Consider the following 18746-nt stretch of genomic DNA (forward strand, 5'->3'; position numbering starts at 1 on the left):
CAGGCAGCCTCCTTAGATTAAAATTTATGATATAACAGATTTCACTGGCGCAAACGATAATCGGTGGATTGGGACCGCACCATGTGTTTGAATCGCAGCCAAGTGCTCTTTCGTTCCGTATCCTTTATGTTTTTCAAATTGATACTCAGGATACTTACGCCCATACTCTTCCATGATCTGATCCCTAGTCACCTTCGCAATACATGCACCTGCTGCAATGGATGCACTCTTTGCATCTCCTTTTATGATATTCTCCTGGTGAGTTGAAAGCGGGAGTGTCATGGCATCTATGAGTAGATAATCTGGTGTATAAGTTAACTGCTCCACAGCTCTCACCATCGCCAGTCTTGATGCTTCATAAATATTGATTTCGTCAATCGTAGCTGCATCAACAATGCCGATTCCGATATCAAGTGCTTCTTTTTGAATTAAATCATAATAAGCCAATCTTTTTTTCTCAGATAATTGCTTTGAGTCGTTTAAACCGAGCAGGACTGTATCTTCCTTTAATATGACGGCTGCTGCCACAACTGGGCCGGCGAGCGGTCCTCTTCCTGCTTCATCTATTCCAGCAATACACGTGTATCCCTGCGCCTTTGCTTTGTTTTCAAATTGCAGCATGTCATCCCATGCCACGCGAAGTGCTTGCTGCTTTTCTCTCTCTTTGTGCCACTTTTCTATGAGTTTTTGGACACTTTTTCTCGTATCACCTTTTACAAGCTCACGAATGTATGACTCGTCGCCTGCATGCTTTTCTATTAGTTCTTTTATTTGTTTCACCGTGTACATAGGCTTTTTCGCAGCCTCCTTCTTTATATCGGCAGTTTTTCGCAAAAAATAAAGACCCGCATGAGCTGCGTGTCTTTTAGCTTTCAGGCTTCTCAAAAGTGAGGGGACCAAATTTTTCTGTTCGAATATCCCGAATAATGATTTCGGTGGTTTTGTCATAGTTAATGAATCCCCCGCTCATTAGACAGCCGCGCTTAGTACCAATTGCATCAAACAGCTCAACCGTATCTTCAGGTATCTCCGCTAGGTCATAGCGTTTTTTTAATCGCTCTGGGTAGTTCTCTTCTAGAAAACGAAGTGCATACACAGCGACATCCTGTAAGTTGATGATCGAATCTTTGATCGCTCCAGTCACCGCAAGTCTGAGTCCTACTTGTTCATCTTCAAACTTCGGCCAGAGGATTCCAGGGGTATCGAGCAGTTCTAATTCTTTCCCTACCTTTACCCATTGCTGTGATGTCGTTATACCAGGGCGGTCTCCTGTTTTGGCAATGTTCTTTTTCGCTAAACGATTGATTAAGGTCGATTTTCCGACATTGGGAATCCCGATAATCAGTGCTCGAATGGCACGTGGTTTGACGCCTTTTGCTTTCATGCGGTCGAACTTTTCTTTTAAAATTTCTTTTGAAGTTGTGATGATCTGATTTAACCCTTGTCCATCGACAGAGTTAATAGCCAGTGACCGAACGCCTTGCTGCTCAAAATGCGCCTGCCACTCCTTTGTCATACGAGGATCTGCTTTATCAGCTTTGTTTAATAGCATGATTTTGGGTTTGTTTTGAAGGATTTCTTCGATCATTGGGTTTCTAGAGGACATCGGAATTCTTGCATCGGTTAATTCAAATACGATGTCGATGAGCTTTAATTTTTCTGTGACTTCACGTCTTGCTTTTGCCATATGGCCTGGAAACCATTGAATCGTCATATGTGCACCTTCTCTCTTCTACCTGTTATCTTTATACATTGTACAAAAAAAGAGCCTGTTACAGGTAACAAGCTCTTTCCTTTGATATCATTATCGTCTGATTTCTTTGATACGAGCCGCTTTACCGCGAAGTTCACGTAGGTAGTAAAGTTTCGCACGACGTACCTTACCGTGACGTACAACTTCGATCTTAGCGATTTTTGGTGTGTGTACAGGGAATGTACGCTCAACGCCTACACCGTAAGAGATCTTACGAACTGTGAAAGTTTCGCTGATTCCACCACCACGACGCTTAATTACAACACCTTCAAAGATCTGGATACGCTCACGAGTACCCTCGACAACTTTAACGTGTACACGTAAAGTGTCACCAGGACGGAACGCAGGAAGATCAGTGCGTAATTGTTCTTTTGTGATTTCTTCAATCAAATGTTGCATCGTTTTCAACTCCTTCCAACAGATGCTCATGTCCTCTTTCTTCATTGCAGCGGAACATCGTTTTCAAACTTGGATCAGCAAGCCGTCCAAGTCACAAGTAGTATCATACCATACCTCTATGCCGTGTGCAATACAATCTAGTCATTATGAAGCTGCCAAAGCCATCTTTTTTCTTCTTCCGTTAACGTTTTGCACGAATCGATCAAATCTGGCCGTCTTGTATAGGTTCGCTTCAATGATTCTTTGCGCCGCCACTCTTCTATTTTGGCATGATTTCCAGAGAGGAGCACATCCGGCACTTTTAGTCCTTTATAATCCGCTGGCCTTGTATAGTGCGGGTGCTCAAGCAGACCTGTACTGAATGAATCTTCGATGTGAGACGCTTCTTTTCCAAGCACATGAGGCAAAAGCCTGACCACACTGTCTGCAATCATCATCGCTGGCAGCTCTCCGCCTGTGAGGACGAAATCTCCGATTGAGATCTCATCTGTGACAAGATGCTCCCTGATGCGCTCATCGTAGCCTTCATAGTGGCCGCAAATGAACATAAGATGCTCTTCTTTTGCAAGTTCTTCTGCCTTCTTTTGTGTATATCTTTCCCCTTGAGGACAGACAAGAATAACTCGGGGCTTCGTGCTTGCTTTCTTCGTTAAATCTTCTACCGCATCAAATACGGGCTGTGCTTTCAGTACCATACCAGCACCGCCGCCATACGGATAGTCATCCACTGTTTTATGCTTATGATCCGAATACTCTCTAAAATTGACAACATGAAATGAGACAGCTTCTTTCTCCTGTGCTTTTTTTAAGATTGATGAGTGAAGCACACCTTCGAACATTTCAGGAAAAAGGGTTAAGAAGTCGATTTTCATTCGTCAATGAGTCCTTCCATCACTTCAATGTGTACAGTTTTGGATGAGATATCAATGTTTTTGACGACAGATGGAATATATGGAATGAGGGCATCTTTTTTGCCTTTTCTTCCAATCACCCACACATCATTTGCCCCTGGTGTAAGAATTTCTTTGATTTGACCGATCAGCTTGTCCTCTTCATCGTATACTTCACAGCCAATGATTTGGTGGAAATAAAATTCTCCTTCGTCTAATGACCCAAGATGTTCTTTTTCTACCTTTAAGATCGACTCTTTCAGAAGCTCTGCTTCATTTAATGAGTTGATTTCTTCAAATGTGAGCAAATCAAACTGTTTGTGCTGGCGGTGTGATGCAACAGTCACTTTCAGCGGCTCTTTTTGACCTTGTTTAAAAATATAGAGCACGCTTCCCTTTTTGTAGCGCTCTTCTGGGAAATCCGTCTTTGACACGACGCGTACTTCTCCGCGCACTCCGTGTGTATTGACGATTTTTCCTACATTCAACCATTCTAGCTCCATGTTCTCAATCACCCCTGACGTATTTCCACAATGGTGCCGTCTTTCACGACGATGACATTATCTTGCATTTTGTCATCCCATTTATCACCTATTTTTACTTCAACCAGTGCATCCACTTCTGTTTCTTTCATTTCACTTCCAAGCGGCAAAATATGAAGCTGCTCTACTTGAAAATCAATCTGCCTGATCTTCTCTTGCCTTTTATCGATCGCTTTTTGAAATTGAGGGATGGCTTCTTGCTGATGTGGTTCTTTTTCATGTTTTTTTAGTTGAAAATATAATTGATTGCATTCACGTTCTAGTCTTTCTTTTTTCTCCAAAAAAGTCGTTAACAGTTTGTCCTTACTGCTTTCAGTTAATACTTGCATCACGGTGACATGTTGAATGATCTGCATCTTCCTTTTTGTCCCCCTATCCGAAGGCATTTGTCCTCTACAGTATAACGAAAAATAGATTTAAACGTGTAAAAAAAGGGGAGGTCCTAAGCCCTCTCCCTTTTTAGTCAGCAATCTCAAGTTGAACTTTCTTAGAAGACTCTGCACTTGCTGCAAAAATGACTGTTCGTATCGCTTTTGCTGTACGTCCCTGCTTTCCGATCACTTTTCCGGTATCTTCAGCATTGACAGACAGTGTGTAAATCACCTGCTCATCTTTTTCTAATGAAGATACGTGAATATCTTCTGGGAAATCAACAAGTGGCTCGACGATGGACACAATCAATTCTTCCAAGGACAGCTCATTCATTATTTGCTGTTTTTCGCATTATGAAATTTTTCAAGAATTCCTTGGCTTGAGAAAAGGTTGCGAACTGTATCAGATGGTTTCGCACCATTTTGAAGCCATTTAAGCGCTAATTCTTCGTTGATTTTCACCTCAGCTGGTGATACCACTGGGTTGTAAGTTCCAACTGTTTCGATGAAACGACCGTCACGTGGTGAACGAGAATCTGCTACAACAATACGATAGAAAGGAGATTTTTTTGCTCCCATACGTTTTAAACGAATTTTTACTGCCATTTTACTAGCACCTCCGAAAATATTTCAACAAGATAGTATATTAACAATGATAAAAGGGTTTGTAAAGTGTTTTTTCTTAACAACGGTTTTATCATGTATAACCAATTACATAAATGGTAATTTAAAGCCCTTTTTCTTTCCTTTGGACATGTTGGTCATTTGCTTCATCATCTTTTTCATTTCATCAAATTGCTTTAAAAGGCGATTGACTTCCTGTACAGATGTTCCGCTTCCTTTTGCAATCCGTTTTCTTCGGCTTGCATTGATGACCTCTGGCTGTTCTTTTTCCTGAGTCGTCATTGATTTAATGATTGCTTCGATGTGATTGAGCTGCTTTTCGTCCACTTGGACGTTTTTGAGCCCTTTCATTTTACCGGCTCCCGGCATCATTTGGATCAGTTCATCAAGAGGACCCATATTCCGAACTTGGCCAAGCTGCTCGAGGAAATCATCGAGCGTGAAGCTCATTGTCCGCATTTTTTGCTCAAGCTCTTTCGCTTTATCTTGGTCGACGTTTGCCTGTGCTTTTTCAATAAGGGTCAGCACATCTCCCATGCCAAGAATTCTTGATGCCATCCGCTCCGGATGGAATGGTTCAATTGCATCAAGCTTTTCTCCTAGTGCAGCGAATTTAATCGGCGTATTAGTGACAGCTCGAATAGAAAGTGCTGCACCGCCTCTTGTATCACCGTCTAGTTTTGTTAGAACAACACCTGTTAAACCAAGCTGTTCATTAAAGCTTTTTGCGACATTGACCGCATCTTGACCTGTCATAGAGTCAACAACTAGGAAAATTTCTTCTGGATTCGCTACTTCTTTTACTTTCTGAAGTTCATCCATTAATTCTTCATCAATATGAAGACGTCCTGCTGTATCTAAAATGACATAATCATGGTGTTCTTCTTTCGCTTTTTCAATTGCCTGTTTGGCAATTTCGACAGGACTGACTTGATCACCTAATGAAAACACCGGCATATCAAGCTGTTTCCCAAGCGTTTGAAGCTGCTGGATCGCTGCTGGTCTGTAAATATCAGCAGCCACCATCATCGGCTTGCGATTATGTTTTTTGCGAAGTAAATTGGCAAGCTTTCCAGTTGTGGTTGTTTTACCTGCCCCTTGAAGACCAACCATCATAATGACTGTTGGAGATTTTTTCGCTACAGCGATCTTACTCTCTTCTCCACCCATTAATTCAGTGAGTTCTTCTTTTACAACTTTAATGACCTGTTGTCCAGGGGTAAGGCTTTTCATGACCTCTTGTCCAACTGCCCGCTCACTTACTTTTTTCACAAAGTCTTTGACTACTTTAAAATTGACGTCAGCTTCAAGAAGGGCAAGGCGTACCTCGCGCATCATTTCTTTTACATCTTGCTCTGACACTTTTCCTTTGCCGCGGATTTTTGAAATCGTCTGCTGCAGTCGGTCGGCTAATCCTTCAAATGCCATACTGTGCCGCCTCCTAATCTAATTTCTCAAGCGATTCAATTAAAGCTTCTGCTTCTTCCGTTTGCGCAGAATCAGCTACAAGCTCTCTCATTTTTTTGAGAAGTTCTTTACGCTCTTTAAATTTCTTAAACAAGAGCAGCTTTTCTTCATATTGTTCAAGCATCGCTTCAGTCCGTTTAATATTATCATAAACAGCCTGCCTTGATACTTCATATTCATCCGCAATTTCACCGAGGGAAAAATCGTCTAGGTAGTAAAGCGACATGTAGCTCTTTTGCTTTGCGGTCAACAACGATTGATAGAAGTCAAACAAGTAATTCATTCTCGTTGTTTTTTCAAGCGTCATGGGCTCTCTCCCCTTTGTTAAGTTCATTCCCTTTACATCAACTAAGTTTACACGGTTCTCTTCTGTGTGTCAAGTTTTTATCTTGTCACTTCATGAAGCTACGTATAAATAAAAATGCCAGCAGTTTTGCCGGCATTTTTTTGTTAGTCTTGTTGATCAATTACGTCTGAGAATAATCCATACACATACGATTCTGCATCAAACTCTTGCAGATCGTCCACCTTTTCACCTAAACCGACAAGCTTTACTGGGATGTTCAGCTCATTTCGAATTGCAAGAACGATTCCGCCTTTTGCAGTACCGTCAAGCTTTGTTAAAGCAATCCCTGTCACATTTGTCGCTTTAGAAAATTCCTTGGCTTGTGCCATGGCGTTTTGACCTGTTGTCGCATCAAGAGCGAGCAATACTTCATGAGGTGCATCTGGAACCTCACGTTCAATGACTCTCTTGACTTTCTCCAGCTCTTTCATCAAGTTGACTTTGTTTTGAAGTCTTCCTGCTGTATCGCAGATGAGGACATCTGCATTTTTCGCTTTTGCTGATTGAACGGCATCATAGATCACTGCTGCTGGATCAGAGCCTGCTGTTTGTTTGACGACAGGAACACCTGAACGCTCTCCCCAAACTTCAAGCTGCTCGATCGCACCGGCACGGAACGTATCACCTGCTGCTAAAATGACGGATTTCCCTTCATTTTTCAGCCTGTTTGCAAGCTTACCGATAGTCGTTGTTTTCCCAACACCGTTGACGCCTACAAACAAAATGATATTCAAACGCCCGGCTTCAATGTTCAGCGCAGAGATTTGTTCCTCTCCACTATTGTAGATGTCAACCAGTTTTTCAGAAATCACCGCTTGTACTTCACTTGGGTCTTGAATGTTTCTTAATTTCACTTCTTTTTTCAGCTCATCAATCAGTTCCATCACAGTTGTGAAACCGACATCAGCGCCGATTAGAACCTCTTCGAGCTCTTCAAAAAAGTCTTCATCGACTTTGCGGTAGCGAGAAATCAGTTCATTTACTTTTCCTTGGAAGGAGTTTCTCGTTTTTTCGAGTCCATCTTTAAACTTTTCTGATACTGAATCGGTTTGCTGCGTAAATTTTTCTTTTAATTTCTTAAAAAAGCTCATTGGTTCAAAAACCTCCTTTAATTACTGGACAAGCTCTTTCGTTTCTTCTAGTTTGACAGATACAAGCTTAGAAACACCTGATTCCTGCATGGTCACGCCGTAGAGCACATCGGCTTCTTCCATTGTTCCCTTGCGGTGCGTAATGACAATGAACTGTGTTTCCTGGCTGTATTTCTTTAAATATTGCGCAAAACGGAAAACATTTGCTTCATCAAGCGCCGCTTCTACCTCATCTAATACGCAGAATGGAACAGGTCTCACTTTTAAAATAGAGAATAGTAAAGCGATCGCTGTTAAGGCTCTCTCTCCGCCTGAAAGCAGGCTTAAGTTTTGCAGTTTTTTCCCTGGCGGCTGCGCGACAATATCAACGCCAGAGTTGAGCAAATCATTTGGATCTGTCAGCTTAAGATCGGCTCTTCCGCCGCCAAATAATGCTTGGAAAACAGATTCAAAGTGCCCGCGAATTTGAGAGAATGTCTCAGAGAAGCGCTTTGTCATCTCTTGATCCATTTCTTCGATGACTTGGAATAATGTATTTTTCGCTTCTGTCAGATCATTTCGCTGTTCTGTTAAGAAGAGATAGCGTTCATTGACACGTTCATACTCGTCAATGCTGCCTAAGTTCACTGTTCCAAGTTCTTCAATCGCTAGTTTGATCAGCTTCACTCGTTTTCTTGCTTCATCTGGCGATAACGTCAACTGATACATCTCTTTTGCTCCTTCAAACGAAAGAGCATATTCATCGTTCAGATAAGCGATCAGGTTATCGAGCTCGACTTCCATACGGCCTAGCTTAATCTCTTCATCTTTTAAGCTTGTGGTGAGCTGCTTGTACAAACGCTTTTGTTCTTTAAGTTCACGTTCAGCAAATTCTAATGTTTCAGAAAGAGCGAGACGCTGCTTGCGCCGCTCTGAAATGAGTGCGGTTGTTTTGTTTTTGTTTTCCAGCTTCTCTTTCGCCGCTTCTTCCAGTTGTTCGGCTCCGCTTGAACTAGATGACATTTCACTTGTTAAGAGTGACAGATCTTCTTTTGTTTCCTTCAGCGTCTGTTCAGCCTCTTCTAATTCAGCCATTAAGCTCGAAAGCTTTTCTTGTTCATTGGCTAAGGACTGCTCTTTTTTCGCAAGCGAGATTTTCAGCTCTGTTAATTCGGCAGAAATGGTTTCTTTCGTTGAGCTTTGCGTCTGCTTACGCTTTGTTAATGTATTGATCTCTTGATCAAGAGTCGTCAATTTTTCACCTATAGAGGCTTCAAGAGCGACCTGCTTTTTGTCCTTATCCGCAAGTTCAGTAGAACGCTGCTGCAATTCTTCTTTTTCTTGATCATAGAGTTCAAGGTGAGCATTGATATTTTTTTCTGCAACTTGCAGTTCGTATAGCTTCCCTTTGAGCTCTTGCTGCTTTTCACGAAGCATTTCGCCGCGCTGGCGCAGTTCGTTTAATTGGCTTTCGTTTGCTCCGATCAATTGCTTCGTTTCTTTTGTTTCTTTTTCAAGGATCCTTGTTTTCTCTTCCATTTCAACGAGCTGCTTTGTTAACGTTTCGATCTCCCGGTTTCTTGAAAGAAGAGAGTTGTTCTTTTTCTTTACGCCGCCACCGGTCATTGAACCGCCGGGGTTTACGACATCTCCATCAAGGGTCACGATACGGTAACGATGTCCAAGCATTTTTGCCAATTCATTGGCGCCTTTTAAATCCCTAACGATCAGCACAGTGCCAAGTAAATTCTGAATCACCTTTTGATACTTTTCGTCAAAGGAAACGAGGTGACTCGCTACGCCGATAAATGCAGCGTGCTGCTCTGCTGTTTGGACATCTCTGAGCTGAATGGTTCTTTCTTTGATGACGTTCATTGGCAGGAAGGTTGCACGTCCAAAGGAATGCTGCTTTAAGTATCCAATCGCTTGTCTCGCAGCTGCTTCATTTTCTGTGACGACGTGCTGCGTGGCTGCACCTAGCGCAATTTCAATCGCTGTCTCATACTGCTGATCCGTTTGAATCAGCTCTGCAATGGCACCGTGAATACCGCCTAACCGTTCTTTTGCCTTTAAGACCTCTTTCACTCCTTGGAAAAAGCCTGAGAAGTCTTCCTGCATGGATTCAAGCATCTCTTTTTTGGATTTTGCCTGCTGTACGTATTGATAGGCTTGGTAAAGAGCCGTTTCTTTTTTCTCGTATTGACGTTTCATTTGCTCAAGCTTTTGTTCTGCTTCTCTAAAACGCTTGACTTGAGCCAGAATGTCTTCTTCCAGTACTGAAAGCTGCTGCTCAGCCTCTGTTTTCTTTTCTTTGACAGACACTCGTTCTTCGATATGTTTTTGGTTATTTTGCGTCAGCCGCTCTAGCTGCATCGCCGCTTGTCGCTGCTGTTCTTCTAGTAATTTACGTTCATTACGGATGGAAGCCTGTTCATTGAGCAGATCAAAATAATCGCTTTTCAGCTGTTCAATTTGGCCTTCCACATCTTCACTATGAAGCGACAGTTGATGCTGCTTTGTGTTCACTTCATCTTTTAGCTGCTGCACTTCTTTTTGCAGGCTGTCCCGCGTAATTTTCTGCTGCTCAATCTTTTCGGTTAACAGTGCCTGCTTTTCAGTTAAGCGAACGAGCGTTTCTTCTAGCTGCCCTTGATTTGCAGCAGCATTTTTTTTCCGTTCTTTTAGCACTTCTTTTTTTCCTTCAAGCTTTTCTAATTCTTCACTTGTGAAAAGAAGAACTTCTTGCAGGTCATTAATTGATTCATCCAGAGCTTGAATGCGGTCTCTCGACTCTTCAATTTTGGCTTCTTTTGCTTGGATATCTGTAGACTGCTTCATTTCATCTTGTTTGAAGCGCTCGACTGCTTCACCAAGTGTTGTCCATTTTTCATGAAGTGCTTCGATGTCATGGACAGTGAGGGCGATTTCGACATTTTCAAGCTCTTCTTTTTTTTGCAAATAGTCCTTTGCAATAGAGGCTTGCATTCTTAATGGTTCTACTTGATCTTCTAGTTCATGCAGAATATCTTCTACTCGGTTTAAGTTGTCCTGCGTTTCAAACAGTTTATTTTCGGCTTTTTTCTTTCTTGTTTTATATTTTAAAACGCCAGCCGCTTCTTCAAAGATGCTTCTTCTCTCTTCTGCCTTGCTTGATAGAATTTCTTCTACCTTTCCTTGGCTGATGATTGAAAAAGCTTCCTTTCCAAGACCTGAATCCATGAAAAGATCAATAATATCCTTTAAGCGGACAGATTGATTGTTTATGAGAAATTCACTTTCTCCTGAACGATAAACCCTTCTTGTCACACTGACTTCGTGAAAATCGATCGGTAAAAAGTGGTCTTCGTTATCTAATGTTAAAGTCACCTCTGCTAGATTGACTCTTTTCCTTGAGTCACTGCCTGCAAAAATGATATCTTCCATTTTTCCTCCGCGGAGGCTTTTCGCTGATTGTTCTCCAAGTACCCAGCGGATGGCATCGGTAATATTGCTTTTGCCGCTTCCGTTTGGTCCAACAACAGCTGTGACCCCTTTGACAAAGTCCACGGTCACTCGCTGTGCAAATGATTTGAATCCTATCACGTCTAAACGTTTGAGGAACATGAGAGTGATCCTCCTTATGTATTTAAAGTACTATCATCTTACCATATGAAGTGTAAAAAGATGATGGAAAACAGAGTGAAATCCCCCTGAATAACGAGGGGGATTTTATTGGTTCATATGATGTTTCTGCAATTTAGCAAGTGCTTCCTGTGCAGCGTGCTGTTCTGCTTCTTTTTTAGAGCGTCCATTTCCGATTCCGAGCACTTCACCTCGAAGGGATACATTTGCTTCAAATTCCCGGTTATGTGCGGGCCCTTTTTCATGCAGGATGCGGTATTCAAGCACACCTTTTCCATCGCGCTGGACAAATTCTTGCAGCTGGCTTTTAAAGTCCATGACGTGCGAGAACGCTCCATCATTAATTTTCGGATAAACGTACGCTTCTAGGAACCGTTCAACCGGCTCCAGCCCCTGATCTAAATAAAGTGCGCCGATAAACGCCTCGAATACGTCCGCTAAGAGTGCTGGGCGTTTTCTGCCGCCTGTCATTTCTTCGCCTTTTCCTAAAAGAACAAGGTCACCGAAGGACAACTCATGCGCTAGTGATACAAGTGACGGTTCACAGACGATCGCCGCTCTCAGTTTCGTTAAATCTCCCTCGCTCATCGCTGGATATTTCGCAAATAAGAATTGAGAGATGGTCAATTCTAAAACAGCATCTCCTAAAAATTCAAGTCTTTCATTGTCCTCGTATGGCTTTTTCCGGTGTTCATTCACATAAGAGGAATGGGTAAAAGCTTGATATAGAAGCTTTTCGTTTTTAAAGTGTACAGAAATGCGCTGCTGGAATTCTCTAAATTGTTCTAGTTTTTTGCTCTGTTTCTGTTTGTCTTTATATTGTTTTGGCATAGCAACCTCCAGGTAGGCGTAATCGCCTTTAAGGATACTGATTATATGGAGTCTCTCTTTCTACATGCAGGGAAACATTGCTCCCAGCATCTGAAAAAGGCTGACAATTGATCAGCTGAATGTGTTGAAACTAACATAAATTTTCAAAGTCCCGTCGAAAGTAGACGGGACTTTGTTACGCTTATTGCTGGTTATTTATGTAGTTCACAGCGTCACCGACTGTTGCAATTTTTTCAGCATCTTCGTCAGAAATTTCCATATCGAACTCATCTTCAAGTTCCATAACTAGCTCAACTACATCAAGGGAATCAGCGCCTAAATCTTCTTTAAATGAAGCTTCCATTTTCACGTCAGCCTCATCAACGCCAAGGCGGTCTACAATAATTTTTGATACACGCTCTAATACGTCTGCCATTGCCTTTCACCTCCCCTCAAAGTATTATAGTTGATTCGTTTTTAAAAAACTAGAGAAAACCTAATGAAATTTTGATATTTCTTAGGACATGACCATTCCGCCATCTACTTGGATGGTTTGGCCTGTAATATAACCTGCTCCTTCTGAAGCTAAAAAGACAACGACGTTGCTAATATCTTCAGGTGCACCAAAGCGTGCGAGCGGGATTTGTTTGAGCATTTCCGTCTGTACATTGTCATCAAGCTTGTCTGTCATATCTGTTGAAATAAAGCCTGGTGCTACTGCATTAACTGTAATGTGACGAGTTGCCAGCTCTTTTGCTGTTGTTTTCGTTAATCCGATGACGCCAGCTTTTGCTGCAACATAGTTTGCTTGTCCAGGGTTTCCACATACACCAACGACTGAAGCCAAATTGATGATTCTTCCGCTTCTTTGCTTCATCATTTGACGTGTCACGGCTTTTGTACAGTTAAAGACACCCTTTAAGTTTATGTTAATGACATCATCCCATTCATTCTCTTTCATTCTCATAAGCAGGTTGTCCTTTGTGATGCCTGCATTATTCACAAGAATGTCAATTGAACCAAAGGTATCAATCGCTTGTTTCATCATAGCTTGTACTTCTTCAGCATTTGAGACATCAGCTTTAACTGCAAATGCCTGCTGGCCGAGTGCTTTGATTTCATCTACGACTTCATTTGCTTTTGCTTCGTTTCCAGAATAGTTCACGACAACATTTGCACCACTTTTTGCTAGATCGATCGCGATGGAACGGCCAATCCCGCGTGATGCTCCTGTTACAACGGCTGTTTTATTTGTAAGCATCAAGAATCCCCCTTGAGTGTTTGAATAGCTGCTTCAATTGTTTCTTGATCTGAAACGGAAATCGTCGTCAGGCGGCGATTCACTTTTTTCACAAGACCTGAAAGCACTTTGCCAGGACCAATTTCAATAAATGTTGTGACGCCTAAATCAATAAGGCGCTCCACACTTTCTTCAAAACGAACTGGAGAATACAGTTGTTCAATGAGCTTTGTCTCAATGTCATCACGAGATGTCACGATGTCTGCTGTTACATTTGAGATGACCGGAGTTTTCGCATCCTTAATATCCAGCTTTGACAAAACATCTGTAAATTTTTCAGCGGCTGGTTTCATTAATGCAGAATGGAAAGGTCCGCTCACTTCAAGGGCAATTGCACGTTTTGCGCCTTTTTCTTTCGCTTTTTCTGAAGCAAGTTCTACCCCTTTTGCTGTACCAGAGATGACGATTTGACCAGGACAGTTTAAGTTAGCGAGCTCTACAAGGTGACCGCTTTCTGTCACTTCTTTTGTCACTTCTACAAGTGCCGCTTTGTCTAAGCCGAGAATCGCTGCCATGGCGCCTTCTCCTGCTGGAACAGCTTCATTCATTAATTCTCCGCGCTTTCTGACTGCATAAACAGCATCTTTAAACGAAAGTGCGCCTGCTGCAACGAGGGCAGTGTATTCGCCAAGACTGTGTCCTGCTGCATAATCTGCTTTGATTCCGCTCTCTTCAAATTTCTTTAGGATGGCGATACTTGTTGTTAAAAGAGCTGGCTGCGCGTTATAAGTGAGCGTCAGTTCTTCTGCATCCCCTTCAAAAATCATAGAAGATAAATCAAACCCGAGGGTATTGTCTGCTTCTTCAAATACAGCTTTAGATACTGCTTCTTGGTCAAATAAATCTTTTCCCATGCCAATTTTTTGAGAGCCTTGGCCAGGGAATAAAAATGCAATTTTAGTCATGCTGCTTTACCTCCATTAAGACTCATTCGTCGTTTCTTTTTGGACTTCTTGATGAATGATAGCTGAAACGTCTTTTTCTACGATATCACGTGCCTGACGAATTGCATGGAAAATGGCATTTTCATCAGAGGAGCCGTGCGCTTTAATAACAGGTGCCTTTAAACCAAATAAAGCAGCACCGCCATATTCAGAGTAATCCATTTTAGATTTCATCTGCATCAATTTCGGCTTCATCATGCCTGCTGCTATTTTTGCTGTAAAACTAGATGTTAATGTTTCTTTCAGCATTTTAAAGACAGAAAGGGCTGTGCCTTCAATCGTTTTAAGCGCGATATTTCCTGTGAAACCATCTGTGACAACAACGTCAGCAACACCTTCTAATAAGTCACGGGACTCTACATTTCCTACGAAATTCAAGTCTGATGCTTTTAATAATTCAAAGGTTTTTTTCGTTAAATCGTTGCCTTTTTTATCTTCTGTTCCTACATTTAACAGTCCAACACGCGGATTGCTCTTTGGAAAGACACGCTCTGCGTAGATGGATCCCATCATGGCATATTGCACGAGATGTTCTGGTTTTGCATCAACGTTGGCACCAACATCTAGTAATAAGAAGCCGCTACCATCCAGTGTTGGCAAAGTTGGGGCAAGGGCTGGTCTGTCAATACCGTCAATTCTGCCTACGATGAACAGCCCAGCTGTCATGAGGGCGCCGGTATTTCCTGCTGAGATGCAGGCATCTGCTCGTCCCTCGGAGACTTCCTGCGCCATTTTGACCATGGATGAATCCTTTTTACGTCTGACTGCACGCACTGGTTCATCCGTCGGTTCAATGACTTCTTTTGCATCTAAAATCGTGATGCGGTCGTTGTTTGTTATGTATGGTTTAATTTTGTTTTCATCGCCGACAAGTGTAATCTCGATATCTGAAAATGCCGTTAAGCTTTTTTGCACACCGTCAATAATGGCTTTAGGGGCATGATCTCCCCCCATTGCATCGACTGCAATTCTCATATTACGTGCCACCTTTTACTTTTGTTTTGAGCGATACATGACGAAGTCACCTGAGAAGACAACTTCCTCACCAACATAGCTGTTTACTTCAACTACGGTTCTTCCTTTTTCTTTATCATGTGAGGCTACTTTGGCTTTAGAGACAACTCTTTCGCCTTGTTTCACCTGCCTTGTAAACCTGATATTCGCTTTTGCTGTCAAAGCCAGTTCATCGTCAATGACGGCAACTGCCAGTGAATTTGCCTGGGCGAAGAGATGATGTCCCCTGGCAATTTGGTTTCGGCTGAATACATGCTCTTTTCTCACTTCTAAAATGGAAATGGCTTGGTCATCAAGTTCTACATCAATCATTTCTCCAATCACTTCATCCAGTGGAAGTGACTTTACTTCATCCTCTAATGTCTTTTCGGCCACATGCTTAATTCTTTCGCGTAATTCAGGGATCGACAGCTCTAAACGATCAAGACGAACCGTTTGTATGCTGACACCGAATTTACTTGCCAATTCTTCATCAGTAATGAATGGAGTCGAGCTGATCGTTTGCTGGAGGAGCTTTTGACGTTCTTTTTTATTTAGTTTCATATGCAGACACCATCCGTACATTTATGACTAGGTACTAATAGTAGTATATAATCTCATAGATGAGAAATCAATCCTTGTTTCAAAAAGACAAGAAAATTCCTCCAGCGTTTGATCAGCTTAATTTATCCCCGCCTAGCACACCGCTGTCTATCAGTGTTTGCCGGAGTTCTTTGTATTCGGGATCAGTCCAAAAGACGTCAGATTGGACAAGGTCAGCTGCGTCTTTTCTAGCCGTTTCCAATGCTCTATAGTCGTGAACCATATCTGCTACCTTAAATTCAGGCATCCCGCTTTGTTTTTTACCGAAGAAGTCGCCGGGTCCTCTTAGTTCTAAGTCCTTTTCAGACAGCTCAAAGCCATCGGTTGTTTCGGACATGATCCGCATCCGCTCTTTCCCCGTTTCTGACTTTGGATCAGCCATTAAAATACAAAATGATTGATGCTCTCCTCGGCCGACCCGGCCTCTAAGCTGATGAAGCTGAGACAGTCCAAAACGGTCTGCATCATAAATGACCATGATGGTTGCATTCGGTACGTTGACCCCGACTTCAACGACTGTGGTTGAAACAAGAATTTGCACTTCATTTGCGGTAAAGGCTCTCATTACTTGATCTTTTTCATCACTTGCCAGTTTCCCATGCATTAAGCCAATCGACCACTTACCGCGGTATGCTTCAGTCAGCATGCTATGGACATCAAGCGCATTTTGGACGTCCAGCTTGTCTGATTCTTCAATGAGCGGACAAATAATATATGCCTGTCTGCCTTTTCTCAGCTCTTTATCCACAAAAGCAAGAATTCTCTCAAGCATGTCATGCTTCACCCAATACGTTTCGATTTGTTTTCTGCCAGCTGGCAATTCATCAATGACGGATACGTCCATTTCTCCAAAAACAGTGATCGCAAGTGTTCGCGGAATAGGTGTGGCAGTCATAAACAAGACATCTGGGTCCTGACCTTTACTTCGCAGTTTTTTCCGCTGCTCTACGCCAAACCGGTGCTGTTCATCTGTGATGACAAGACCAAGCTGCTGAAATTCGACTTCGTCTTGAATGAGTGCGTGCGTGCCGACTAAAATGTCAATCTCGCCTTCTTTTAGACGTTCAAGCAATTCTCTACGGCGCTTTCCTTTCACAGAGCTTGTCAAAAGGGCGATATTCAGTCCCCATTTTTCAAACAGCTGGTAAAGCGAATCAGCATGCTGTTCTGCCAAAATTTCTGTTGGGACCATTAATGCACCTTGAAAACCTGATAAATGAGCGGCATAAAGCGCAATGGCTGCAACAGCTGTTTTCCCAGAACCTACATCTCCTTGGAGCAGCCGGTTCATTCGATATGGAGACGCCATGTCCGACATGATTTCATCAAGCACTCTTGATTGTGCCTTCGTCAATGGAAATGGCAGGCTGTGAACAAACTCAAAAACAGCTTCTTTGGAAAAAGGATGCTGGATGCCTGACGTTCTCTCTCGCTCTTTCTTTCTAATCGCCTGCATCTTCAGCTGAAAGATGAGAAATTCCTCGTACACAAAACGTCGTCTTGCTTGCTTGAGTGAGTCTCTTGTTTCTGGGAGATGAATGGTTTTTAATGCTTCTTGATAGGACATGAGTTTATAGGCAGAGACAAGCTGCTTTGGCAATGGATCTTCAGCTTTGTCTGCATAAAGTGACAAGGCTTGTTTCACAAAGCGTCTCATCATTTTCACGGTCACATTTTCTTTTACTGAATAAACGGGCTCTATGCTGCCATCTTGCTCGTGCGTCCCTTTTTTAAATTCCTGCACCATGATAGATTGACGGTTTTTATCCCATTTTCCTGTGACGGAAACTGTATCACCTAACACAAGGCTTCGTTTTAAATATGGGCGATTGAAACAAATCGCTGTAATGAGAAAACGCCCGACAAGCAGCCTGAATGTCAGCCTGCTTCGTTTTTTTCCATAATAGGTGAGAACGGGCTCACTATGTACTTTCCCTTCAACTGTGACTCGTTCGTCATGCCTTACTTCTTCTAAGTTACGAAGCTCATAGTCGTCATATCGATAAGGAAAGTAGCCGAGTAAATCGGCTACTGTGTAGATTCCAAGTTCATTGAGTGTTTTTTCGGTTTCCTCTCCAATCCCCTTCAGGACAGAGACATTATCTTGCAGTTTCTGTATCACGAGATGAGGTCACACCTCCGAAAATCTTCTTTTCAAGCTCTCTTGCTGTCGGTGTCGCAGCGAGACCGCCTTGGGCTGTTTCACGAAGAGCTGTTGGCATCGTTTGACCGATTTTGTACATCGCATCAATGACTTCATCACAAGGAATGCGGCTTGTGATGCCAGCAAGAGCCATGTCTGCTGCGATCATAGCGTTAGATGCACCCATTGCATTTCGTTTCACGCACGGCACTTCGACAAGTCCCGCTACTGGATCGCAAACAAGTCCAAGCATGTTTTTGAGTGTAATTGCCATCGCTTCTGCAGATTGCTGCGGTGTACCGCCTGCCATTTCAACTATAGCTGCTGCTGCCATACCTGATGCAGAACCTACCTCTGCCTGACAGCCGCCTGCTGCACCGGAAATGCTGGCATTATTCGCCACAACAAAACCAAATGCGCCAGAAGTAAATAGGAATCTGACCATTTGTTCCTTTGTTGGCTTTAATGTTTCTTTTACTGCAAATAACGTACCGGGTACAACTCCTGCTGAACCTGCTGTAGGCGTTGCACAAATGGTTCCCATTGCGGCATTGACTTCATTTGTTGCAACTGCTTTACTGACAGCATCTAATATCGTATGACCAGACAGCGTTTTGCCTGATGCGATATAGGCTTGAAGTTTGACTGCATCTCCGCCTGTTAAGCCTGATAATGATTTCACACCTTTCAGCCCGTTTTCAACAGCCTGCTCCATCACTTCTAAGTTGCGGTACATCTGGGAGAAAATTTCTTCACGTGACTTCCCTGTCACTTCCATTTCTTGCACAATCATAATTTCTGAAATGGAGGTATTCCGTTCTTCTGTTAGCTGCACGAGTTCTTTGACGTTTTTAAACATCATTCATAACC

At 42.6% G+C, this 18746-nt stretch carries 20 protein-coding genes; all 20 read right to left on the reverse strand.

Annotation, left to right across the window (positions count from 1 at the left end; translation table 11 throughout):
* Positions 1–24 precede the first annotated feature (24 nt).
* The 20 genes from V6Z54_RS18505 to sdaAA all read right to left on the reverse strand — a co-directional run bounded on the left by V6Z54_RS18505 (position 25) and on the right by sdaAA (position 18735).
* Positions 25–789 (reverse strand): ribonuclease HII, encoded by a 765-nt coding sequence (locus tag V6Z54_RS18505; RefSeq protein ID WP_305960443.1) that lies wholly within the window; start codon positions 787–789, stop codon positions 25–27.
* Between the two features lie 76 nt (positions 790–865).
* A complete protein-coding gene (gene ylqF, locus V6Z54_RS18510) occupies positions 866–1714 on the reverse strand; it encodes a ribosome biogenesis GTPase YlqF (RefSeq protein ID WP_024424188.1) in 849 nt (282 codons plus the stop codon).
* Between the two features lie 90 nt (positions 1715–1804).
* The gene (gene rplS, locus V6Z54_RS18515) at positions 1805–2152 is read right to left on the reverse strand and encodes a 50S ribosomal protein L19 (protein WP_008354510.1); all 348 of its coding nucleotides are present in this window, start codon (positions 2150–2152) and stop codon (positions 1805–1807) included.
* Between the two features lie 137 nt (positions 2153–2289).
* Positions 2290–3024, reverse strand: coding sequence for a tRNA (guanosine(37)-N1)-methyltransferase TrmD (trmD, locus tag V6Z54_RS18520; RefSeq protein WP_041084868.1), 735 nt, complete (start codon positions 3022–3024; stop codon positions 2290–2292).
* Positions 3021–3545, reverse strand: coding sequence for a ribosome maturation factor RimM (gene rimM, locus V6Z54_RS18525; RefSeq protein ID WP_047202151.1), 525 nt, complete (start codon positions 3543–3545; stop codon positions 3021–3023). The genes trmD and rimM overlap by 4 nt, the downstream gene beginning before the upstream one ends.
* A gap of 8 nt (positions 3546–3553) precedes the next feature.
* Complete coding sequence (locus V6Z54_RS18530) at positions 3554–3940, reverse strand: YlqD family protein (RefSeq protein ID WP_024424191.1); 387 nt, start codon at positions 3938–3940, stop codon at positions 3554–3556.
* A gap of 103 nt (positions 3941–4043) precedes the next feature.
* Entirely contained in the window at positions 4044–4289 is a 246-nt protein-coding gene (locus tag V6Z54_RS18535) for a KH domain-containing protein (protein ID WP_024424192.1), read from the reverse strand.
* The gene (rpsP, locus tag V6Z54_RS18540; RefSeq protein WP_008344841.1) at positions 4289–4561 is read right to left on the reverse strand and encodes a 30S ribosomal protein S16; all 273 of its coding nucleotides are present in this window, start codon (positions 4559–4561) and stop codon (positions 4289–4291) included. The genes V6Z54_RS18535 and rpsP overlap by 1 nt, the downstream gene beginning before the upstream one ends.
* Before the next feature lie 105 nt (positions 4562–4666).
* Positions 4667–6007: a signal recognition particle protein gene (gene ffh / locus V6Z54_RS18545; RefSeq protein WP_024426967.1), complete on the reverse strand. Its 1341-nt coding sequence runs from the start codon at positions 6005–6007 to the stop codon at positions 4667–4669.
* A gap of 13 nt (positions 6008–6020) precedes the next feature.
* Positions 6021–6353, reverse strand: coding sequence for a putative DNA-binding protein (locus V6Z54_RS18550; protein ID WP_012009935.1), 333 nt, complete (start codon positions 6351–6353; stop codon positions 6021–6023).
* 143 nt (positions 6354–6496) lie between these two features.
* A complete protein-coding gene (gene ftsY, locus V6Z54_RS18555) occupies positions 6497–7483 on the reverse strand; it encodes a signal recognition particle-docking protein FtsY (RefSeq protein WP_073979486.1) in 987 nt (328 codons plus the stop codon).
* Positions 7484–7504: 21 nt separating this feature from the next.
* Positions 7505–11065 carry a chromosome segregation protein SMC gene (gene smc, locus V6Z54_RS18560; RefSeq protein WP_073979485.1) on the reverse strand — a complete coding sequence of 1187 codons (3561 nt, stop codon included), beginning with the start codon at positions 11063–11065 and terminating at the stop codon, positions 7505–7507.
* Between the two features lie 105 nt (positions 11066–11170).
* The gene (rnc, locus tag V6Z54_RS18565) at positions 11171–11914 is read right to left on the reverse strand and encodes a ribonuclease III (RefSeq protein ID WP_008344850.1); all 744 of its coding nucleotides are present in this window, start codon (positions 11912–11914) and stop codon (positions 11171–11173) included.
* A gap of 181 nt (positions 11915–12095) precedes the next feature.
* A complete protein-coding gene (acpP, locus tag V6Z54_RS18570; RefSeq protein ID WP_008344853.1) occupies positions 12096–12329 on the reverse strand; it encodes an acyl carrier protein in 234 nt (77 codons plus the stop codon).
* A gap of 81 nt (positions 12330–12410) precedes the next feature.
* The gene (fabG, locus tag V6Z54_RS18575; protein WP_039178486.1) at positions 12411–13154 is read right to left on the reverse strand and encodes a 3-oxoacyl-[acyl-carrier-protein] reductase; all 744 of its coding nucleotides are present in this window, start codon (positions 13152–13154) and stop codon (positions 12411–12413) included.
* Entirely contained in the window at positions 13154–14098 is a 945-nt protein-coding gene (fabD, locus tag V6Z54_RS18580; protein ID WP_041084873.1) for an ACP S-malonyltransferase, read from the reverse strand. Before fabD ends, fabG begins: the two co-directional genes overlap by 1 nt.
* Before the next feature lie 15 nt (positions 14099–14113).
* Positions 14114–15112 carry a phosphate acyltransferase PlsX gene (plsX, locus tag V6Z54_RS18585; protein ID WP_034281756.1) on the reverse strand — a complete coding sequence of 333 codons (999 nt, stop codon included), beginning with the start codon at positions 15110–15112 and terminating at the stop codon, positions 14114–14116.
* A 15-nt stretch (positions 15113–15127) separates the two neighbouring features.
* Positions 15128–15694, reverse strand: a complete 567-nt coding sequence (fapR, locus tag V6Z54_RS18590; protein ID WP_024424199.1) for a transcription factor FapR — start codon at positions 15692–15694, stop codon at positions 15128–15130.
* 112 nt (positions 15695–15806) lie between these two features.
* Positions 15807–17855, reverse strand: a complete 2049-nt coding sequence (gene recG / locus V6Z54_RS18595; protein ID WP_041084874.1) for an ATP-dependent DNA helicase RecG — start codon at positions 17853–17855, stop codon at positions 15807–15809.
* Entirely contained in the window at positions 17833–18735 is a 903-nt protein-coding gene (gene sdaAA, locus V6Z54_RS18600; protein WP_024424200.1) for an L-serine ammonia-lyase, iron-sulfur-dependent, subunit alpha, read from the reverse strand. The genes recG and sdaAA overlap by 23 nt, the downstream gene beginning before the upstream one ends.
* Positions 18736–18746 lie beyond the last annotated feature (11 nt).

The organism is Bacillus sp. MAG717A (genome assembly GCF_036884855.1).
Lineage (GTDB): Bacteria > Bacillota > Bacilli > Bacillales > Bacillaceae > Bacillus > Bacillus safensis.

Excerpts from the sequence above, each read along its gene's own strand:
- smc (WP_073979485.1), bottom strand. The coding sequence starts at position 11,065 with ATGTTCCTCAAACGTTTAGACGTGATAGGATTCAAATCATTTGCACAG.
- fabD (WP_041084873.1), bottom strand. The coding sequence starts at position 14,098 with ATGACTAAAATTGCATTTTTATTCCCTGGCCAAGGCTCTCAAAAAATT.
- V6Z54_RS18505 (WP_305960443.1), bottom strand. The coding sequence starts at position 789 with ATGTACACGGTGAAACAAATAAAAGAACTAATAGAAAAGCATGCAGGC.
- ylqF (WP_024424188.1), bottom strand. The coding sequence starts at position 1,714 with ATGACGATTCAATGGTTTCCAGGCCATATGGCAAAAGCAAGACGTGAA.
- rpsP (WP_008344841.1), bottom strand. The coding sequence starts at position 4,561 with ATGGCAGTAAAAATTCGTTTAAAACGTATGGGAGCAAAAAAATCTCCT.
- V6Z54_RS18530 (WP_024424191.1), bottom strand. The coding sequence starts at position 3,940 with ATGCAGATCATTCAACATGTCACCGTGATGCAAGTATTAACTGAAAGC.
- fapR (WP_024424199.1), bottom strand. The coding sequence starts at position 15,694 with ATGAAACTAAATAAAAAAGAACGTCAAAAGCTCCTCCAGCAAACGATC.
- rimM (WP_047202151.1), bottom strand. The coding sequence starts at position 3,545 with ATGGAGCTAGAATGGTTGAATGTAGGAAAAATCGTCAATACACACGGA.
- V6Z54_RS18550 (WP_012009935.1), bottom strand. The coding sequence starts at position 6,353 with ATGACGCTTGAAAAAACAACGAGAATGAATTACTTGTTTGACTTCTAT.
- ftsY (WP_073979486.1), bottom strand. The coding sequence starts at position 7,483 with ATGAGCTTTTTTAAGAAATTAAAAGAAAAATTTACGCAGCAAACCGAT.
- trmD (WP_041084868.1), bottom strand. The coding sequence starts at position 3,024 with ATGAAAATCGACTTCTTAACCCTTTTTCCTGAAATGTTCGAAGGTGTG.
- sdaAA (WP_024424200.1), bottom strand. The coding sequence starts at position 18,735 with ATGTTTAAAAACGTCAAAGAACTCGTGCAGCTAACAGAAGAACGGAAT.
- acpP (WP_008344853.1), bottom strand. The coding sequence starts at position 12,329 with ATGGCAGACGTATTAGAGCGTGTATCAAAAATTATTGTAGACCGCCTT.
- fabG (WP_039178486.1), bottom strand. The coding sequence starts at position 13,154 with ATGCTTACAAATAAAACAGCCGTTGTAACAGGAGCATCACGCGGGATT.
- V6Z54_RS18535 (WP_024424192.1), bottom strand. The coding sequence starts at position 4,289 with ATGAATGAGCTGTCCTTGGAAGAATTGATTGTGTCCATCGTCGAGCCA.
- plsX (WP_034281756.1), bottom strand. The coding sequence starts at position 15,112 with ATGAGAATTGCAGTCGATGCAATGGGGGGAGATCATGCCCCTAAAGCC.
- rplS (WP_008354510.1), bottom strand. The coding sequence starts at position 2,152 with ATGCAACATTTGATTGAAGAAATCACAAAAGAACAATTACGCACTGAT.
- ffh (WP_024426967.1), bottom strand. The coding sequence starts at position 6,007 with ATGGCATTTGAAGGATTAGCCGACCGACTGCAGCAGACGATTTCAAAA.
- rnc (WP_008344850.1), bottom strand. The coding sequence starts at position 11,914 with ATGCCAAAACAATATAAAGACAAACAGAAACAGAGCAAAAAACTAGAA.